5 protein-coding genes are annotated in these 5,825 nt (G+C 69.5%); 2 read left to right on the top strand and 3 right to left on the bottom strand.

The genetic code is table 11. The features are described from left to right. Positions 1-84: 84 nt before the first annotated feature. From AC1VXD_RS19595 to AC1VXD_RS19585, 3 genes are all read right to left on the bottom strand, one after another. Entirely contained in the window at positions 85-1,170 is a 1,086-nt protein-coding gene (locus AC1VXD_RS19595; RefSeq protein WP_482993449.1) for a helix-turn-helix domain-containing protein, read from the bottom strand. A 382-nt stretch (positions 1,171-1,552) separates the two neighbouring features. Further along, the gene (locus AC1VXD_RS19590) at positions 1,553-2,680 is read right to left on the bottom strand and encodes an NAD(P)-dependent alcohol dehydrogenase (RefSeq protein ID WP_482993448.1); all 1,128 of its coding nucleotides are present in this window, start codon (positions 2,678-2,680) and stop codon (positions 1,553-1,555) included. 17 nt (positions 2,681-2,697) lie between these two features. Further along, the gene (locus tag AC1VXD_RS19585; protein ID WP_482993447.1) at positions 2,698-4,164 is read right to left on the bottom strand and encodes a benzaldehyde dehydrogenase; all 1,467 of its coding nucleotides are present in this window, start codon (positions 4,162-4,164) and stop codon (positions 2,698-2,700) included. Positions 4,165-4,359: 195 nt separating this feature from the next. On the opposite strand from AC1VXD_RS19585, the gene AC1VXD_RS19580 reads away from it, so the two are divergent. Together AC1VXD_RS19580 and AC1VXD_RS19575 are read left to right on the top strand one after the other, a co-directional pair. After that, positions 4,360-4,926 carry a DUF1415 domain-containing protein gene (locus tag AC1VXD_RS19580; RefSeq protein WP_482993446.1) on the top strand — a complete coding sequence of 189 codons (567 nt, stop codon included), beginning with the start codon at positions 4,360-4,362 and terminating at the stop codon, positions 4,924-4,926. Next, complete coding sequence (locus AC1VXD_RS19575; RefSeq protein WP_482993445.1) at positions 4,923-5,726, top strand: SDR family oxidoreductase; 804 nt, start codon at positions 4,923-4,925, stop codon at positions 5,724-5,726. Before AC1VXD_RS19580 ends, AC1VXD_RS19575 begins: the two co-directional genes overlap by 4 nt. Positions 5,727-5,825: the final 99 nt, after the last annotated feature.

Below are 5,825 nucleotides of genomic sequence, written 5' to 3'. Positions count from 1 at the left end.
CCCCCCCCCCCCCCCCCCCCGCCCCGGGGGGGGGCCCCCCTTTCGCGGGGCCCCCGGGCCCCCCCCCGCGGCGGACGGACCGCTTTAATCGCGCAGCAGCTTGTACAGCGTGGTGCGCGAAATACCCAACTGGCGGGCGGCCAGGCTGAGATTGCCTTCGGCCGCCTGCGCCGCACGCCGTGCAGCTTCGCGCTGCTGCTGCCGCAATGGCACGTCTGCCACGGCCATCGGTGCCGCCGCCACCCGCGTGCGTGCACGCGGTGCGCGCAGGTGCTGCAGATAGACCGCACTACCCTCGCCCATCCGCACCCGGTGTGCAGGCCCCGGTTGCAGCAGCCGACGCCGTTGCGCCGCACTGGCACCGGCAAACACCGTCTCCAACGACAGCAGCGGCAACGGCCCGCGGCGCGGCAGGCCCAGCAGGCGGCGTGCCACGCGGTTGGCGGCGCGAAGCTGCCCGTCATCCTGCACCGCCAGCAGCCCCTGCAGCGGCGTGGCCAGCCAGCGCGGATCGTGCTGCACGGCCAGCAGGTGCACATCGGACAGGCCTTGGAACAGGCGGTTCTCGCTGGCCAGCGCGGCCTGCCGGAAGTAGCCCTGCAGCAGCGCCGGATCACGTTCGCCCAGCCCGGTGATGTCGATCGCCCCGCAGACCTGGCCATCGAGGTCGTGCAACGGTTCGCTCAGGCAGAACACCGGCGCGAAGCGCTGCAGGTAATGTTGGTTGCCACGCACCAGCGCGGGCACGTCATCGGCCAGGCTGACCGCTGGCGCCGTCGTGCCGATCTCGGCCTCGCCCAGCCGCCGCCCGACCTGGATCGGCCGCAGCAGCGGCGCGTCCTCCAGGCCATGCGCCTGCTGGGCGATGACCATGCCCCCGCGGTTGGCGCAGAACATCGTCCAGCCACGCCCACCGAAGGCGGCCCACAGTTGTTGCAGCTCGGGCTGCACACAGCGCGCGAGGCGGCGGTCTTCGGGGACGCGCAGGCGCAGGCCATCGCCCTGCAGCGGCGGGTAGTAAGGCTCCTGACCCGGCTGCACCCCGGCCGCGCGCGAACGCTGCCAGGAGTGCTGCAGCGGCAGCGGCAACACCGCCAAGGACTGCACATCGCCTTCCGCGAACGCAGCACGCGCGGCGACCAGCTGTTGTTGCCCGACTGTCGTGGCCATCATGGAAGCAGAGTACACCCGCGCACGCCATGGCCGCGTTACGTCCTGGCAACGGAATGTTTCCGTTTCAAGACGCGTTCAAACAAGGGGTCAGAGCCGTTTTCCGATGGAAAACGGATCCGACCCCATGCCGACCAACGGTCGGCACCCACCAGAGCAGTGATGCCGTTCCGACAGCTCGCATGAAACTGTCGAAGGCGAGGTGGGTCCGGTTGCGGGGGTGTGAGCGGCATGGGCCCGAGCCATGCCTCGGGCGGGCTGGGCAGGACGCCCAACCCCGGTCTTGCCGTGTGCGCAGGACAGCGCACACGAGCAAGCGCGACCAAGCCCCCATGGATGGGTTCACGGCGTCCCCCGCAACCGGACCCACCCCACCCTCGCCTTACGCCGCAATCCGCAGGATCGGCTTCAGGGTGATCCCGCGCGTGCTGTCCTCGGCCGCCTGGTTGATCTGCTCCAGCGGATAGAACTTCACCAGCTTGTCGAACGGGAACCGCCCCTGCAGGAACAGCGTCACCAGTTGCGGAATGAACACCTGCGGCACGCTGTCACCTTCAACGATGCCGCGGATGCTGCGCCCGCCCAGCAGCAGGTTGTTCACATCGAAACTGGCCGTGGTGCCCAGCTTCGGCGCACCCACCACGCCCATCATGCCCAGCCCGCCCAGCGCCTCGATGCCGGCCGACAGCACTTCCGGGCGACCAGTGGATTCCAGCGCGAAATCCGCACCGCCACCGGTAATCGCACGCACTGCTTCGACCACATCGGTTTCGCGGCTGTTGACCACGTGGGTAGCGCCCAGCTCCAGCGCCAGCTCCAGGCGCGACGGCACCACATCGATGGCGATGATGGTGGTGGCACCGGCCACCTTGGCCGCCATCACCGCACTCAGGCCCACCGCACCGGCACCGTAGCTGGCAAAGCTGCTGCCCGAGCGCACCTTCAGCGAATTGAGCACCGCACCAGCGCCGGTCTGGATACCGCAGCCGAGCGGGCCCAGCAGTTCCAGCGGCGCATCGTCGGGCACCTTGATCGCATTGATCTCGCGCGCGATGGCGAAGGTGGCGAACGAGGACTGCGCGAAGAAGTGATCGTGCAGCGGCTGGCCCTGCACATCGGTGATGGCGGTCTGGCCGTGGCCATCGTCGCCGCCGAAGTTGAGCCCGAAGAAATCCTTGCAGTAGGCACCGTGGCCACCGCGGCAGGGATTGCAGTGGCCGCAGGCGCCGTAGGTCAGCACCACGTGGTCGCCCGCCTTCAGGTCACGCACGTTCGGGCCCACGGCCTCGACGATGCCGGCGCCTTCATGGCCGAGCACCGCCGGCAGCGGCACCGGGTAGTACTGGTCGCGCACGATCAGGTCGGTGTGGCAGAGACCGGTGGCCACCACCTTCACCAGTACCTCGTCGTCCTTCGGGCCGCGCAGCCGCGCCTGCTCGATGACGAAGGGCTGTTCCTTGCCGCGGACCACGGCGGCGGTGATCTCACGCGTTGCGGTGTTGTAGTTCATCGTGATGGTTCCTTCGATCAGATCGGATAGGCGGGCGCTTCGCCCTTGACGGTCAGCCACTGCCACTGGGTGAACTCTTCCCAGTTGGCCGGGCCGCCGATGCTGGTGCCGTTGCCGGATGCACCGACGCCGCCGAAGGGATTGATCACTTCGTCGTTCACCGTCTGGTCGTTGATGTGCAGCAGGCCGGTGCGCAGGCGTTCGCCCAGCTTCAGCGCGCGGCCGACGTTGCTGGACACGATGGCCATCGACAGGCCGTACTCGCTGTCGTTGGCCAGCCGTACGGCCTGGTCGTCATCGTCGAATGGCACCACCACGGCCACCGGCGCGAAGATCTCTTCATTGAATGCCGGGTTGTCGGCGGCCACGTTGCCGAGCACGGTGGGCGCGAAGAACAGGTCCTGGTGGGTGCCGCCGGCTTCCAGCGTGGCGCCGGCCTTGACCGCGTCGGCCACCACGCGGGCGGCATGGTCGCGCTGGGTGGCGTTGATCAGCGGACCGATCGCCACGTCTTCGCGTGCCGGGTCGCCCACCTTCAGCGACTTCGCCTTGGCCACCAGCTTTTCCAGGAATGCGGCATGGATCTTCCTGTGCACCAGCACGCGGCCGGTGGCCATGCAGATCTGGCCCTGGTGCAGGTACACGCCCCAGGCGGTGTTGGCGACGGCCAGGTCGAGGTCGGCATCGTCGAGGATGATCAGCGAGTTCTTGCCGCCCAGTTCCAGCGAGACCTTCTTCAGGTGCTTGCCGGCCGCTTCGCCGACCTTGCGGCCTGCGGCGGTGGAACCGGTGAACTGGATCATCGCCACGTGCGGGTCGCTGGTCAGCGCGCCACCGGCGGCGCCGTCACCCGGCAGCATGTGCAGCACGCCGGCCGGCAGCCCGGCCTGTTCGAACAGGCGCGCGATGACCGCGCCACCGCACACCGCGGTGCGCGGGTCGGGCTTGAGCACCACGGCATTGCCGAGCGCGATGGCCGGTGCCACCGCACGCATGGCCAGGTACAGCGGGAAATTGAACGGCGAGATGACCCCGACCACGCCCAGCGGACGGCGCCGCGCCAGATTCAGCCGGCCCGGTTCCGAGGGCAGGATTTCGCCGGTGCTGCGCGAGGGCAGCGCGGCGGCTTCGTGCAGCGCCTTGATGGTCACCTTGGCCTCGAAGCCGGCCTTCAGGCGGGTCGAGCCGCTTTCGCGCACCAGCCAGTCCACCAGGGTGTCGATGTTGTCTTCGGCCAGGCGCGCGGCCTGGCGCAGCACCTGCGCGCGCTGTTCGTAGGGGGCGGCGGCCCAGGCGTGCTGGGCCTGCGCGGCGGCGGCGGCCGAGGTGGCGACCTGGGCGGCGTCGGCCAGGCCGACTTCGCCGAGGGTCTGGCCGGTGGCCGGTTCGATCACCGGCTGGCGCTGGCCTGCGGCCTGCCACTGGCCGTCGAAGAAGGCGCCGGACCAGAGTTCGTCCGGCAGCCACGGGGAAGATGCAGTCATGAGGTGTCCTCCTGGGTCGTGCGTCCATTGCACGCCTGGCCCGCCGCGCAGGCAATCGGCCATCGGTGCGATCTCGGCAAGGGCTTGAATGGATGGGACTTTCCAGCATCGCCACTGTCCAGTGCGTGGACAGTGAACAACGCAGCCGCGGGCGACTGCCTACAATGGCGGCCCCCGCCAGCCGAAGCGCCCGCCATGACCGACCCCGCCCTGCCCACCGACGACCCGATCGCCGCCACCCGCCTGTGGCTGGAGCGCATCGTGATCGGCCTGAACCTGTGCCCGTTCGCCAAGGCGGTGTACGTGAAGGACCAGGTCCGCTTCGTGCTCAGCGATGCGACCACGCCCGAGGCGCTGGTTGAACAGCTGGCCGAGGAACTGGTGCTGCTGCGCGACACCCCCGCCGAGCAGATTGACACCACCCTGATCGTGCATCCGCAGGTGCTGACCGATTTCCTCGACTACAACGATTTCCTGGACAACGCCGACGCCGCCATCGAGGCGCTGGACCTGCAGGGCATCCTGCAGGTGGCCAGCTTCCATCCGGACTACCAGTTCGATGGCGTGGCCGCCGACGATGCCAGCAACTACACCAACCGCGCCCCCTTCCCCACCTTGCACCTGCTGCGCGAGGAAAGTGTGGAACGCGCCGTGGACGCCTTCCCGGACCCGGACGTGATCGTCGAGCGCAACATCCAGACCCTGGACCGCATCGGCGTGGACGGCTGGCACCGCCGCCTGCGCGGGGAAGACCTGTCGTGAGCGCGGTTCCGCCCATCGCCGCGTGGCCGGCGGCACCGCTGCAGGGCAAGGTGGTACTGGTGACCGGCGGTGCAAACGGCATCGGCCGCGGCGTGGCGCAGGCCGTGCTGGGCGCCGGTGGCCGCGTGCTGATCGGCGACCTGGACGTGGAAGCGGGCCAGGCCTGCCTGGACGAATGGCAGCGCGGCGACGATGCCGCGTTCCAGCGCCTGGACATCACCGACGAAGCCAGCGTGCGCGACTTCATCGGCGCAGCGCAGCAGCGTTTCGGCCGCATCGATGGCCTGGTCAACAACGCCGGCATCGCCGGCCCGCACGGCACCGAGCTGCAGGACATGGAATGGGACGAGTGGCAGCGACGGCTGTCCTCGCTGCATGGCGCCTTCCTGTGCAGCAAGCACGCGCTGCCGGCACTGAAGGCCAGCGCGGCCGGTTCGATCATCAACGTCGCCTCCACCCGCGCCTGGCAGTCGGAAGCCAACAGCGAGGCCTATGCCGCAGCCAAGGGCGGGCTGGTGGCCTTCACCCACGCGCTGGCGATCAGCGCCGGCCCGGCGGTGCGGGTGAACAGCATCAGCCCGGGCTGGATCGGCACCACCGCCTGGCAGGCGCCTTCGCGCCGGCATGCCCCGGACCATTCGGCCACCGACCACGGCCAGCACCCGGTTGGCCGTGTGGGTGAACCCGAAGACATCGGCGCGCTGGCGGTGTACCTGCTGTCGTCGCTGTCCGGTTTCAGCACCGGGCAGGATTTCATCGTCGACGGCGGCATGACCCGGAAGATGATCTACGCCGAATGACCGCTGTGCGGTGGCGCCCGGGCCAAACCCCCCGCGGAATTTTGCACGCCAGGCGTCCCGCGCCCCCCGCCAAGGCCCCGCCCACCCCGATTGCACACC

The sequence above is a fragment of the Stenotrophomonas sp. STEN054 genome (genome assembly GCF_056854535.1).
Note: the sequence above shows the minus strand (reverse complement) of the source record. Positions and strands in the feature narration are given on the sequence as shown.